Here is a 396-nt window from a genome sequence, read left to right as displayed (position 1 = left end):
CCGTTACTTCATCTCCTACTTTCTTATGGAGACCATCTTGCCCAGCATTCGCATAGGACAGTGAAATTTCCCCTTCCCGCTCTGGTGCCCTACCTGCCAAATATTTTAATGGAAAGATAGAAAAATCACCGACCTCTATATTCATATAGTCCCAAGAACCTTCTGCATTTTTGACCGGAAAACTACTCGTAATGTAGAGTGCAAACTTTTCAATCTCTTCATCGTTTTTCAGTTTTTCCTGCAATACGTTGAAATCTTCTGTAATGGTATCCGTTCTTCGAAGGTCAATTCTCATGTCCGATTTTCCAATTCCCATGTATGTTGAAAAAGCTGGTGAATTCATCGTGTTAAAAATATTTACTGGGATGATAATAATAATCGTACAGACTGTATAGA

1 pseudogene is annotated in these 396 nt (G+C 38.4%); it reads right to left on the bottom strand.

The window, feature by feature from the left end:
- Positions 1–295 (bottom strand): annotated as a pseudogene (locus ETC00_RS20215) (ABC transporter permease); the annotation flags it as partial.
- Positions 296–396 lie beyond the last annotated feature (101 nt).

This window comes from Brevibacillus sp. MCWH, from assembly GCF_013096935.1.
GTDB classification, from domain to species: Bacteria; Bacillota; Bacilli; order Brevibacillales; family Brevibacillaceae; genus Brevibacillus; species Brevibacillus aydinogluensis.
This window is presented reverse-complemented; position numbering and strand designations above follow the sequence as displayed.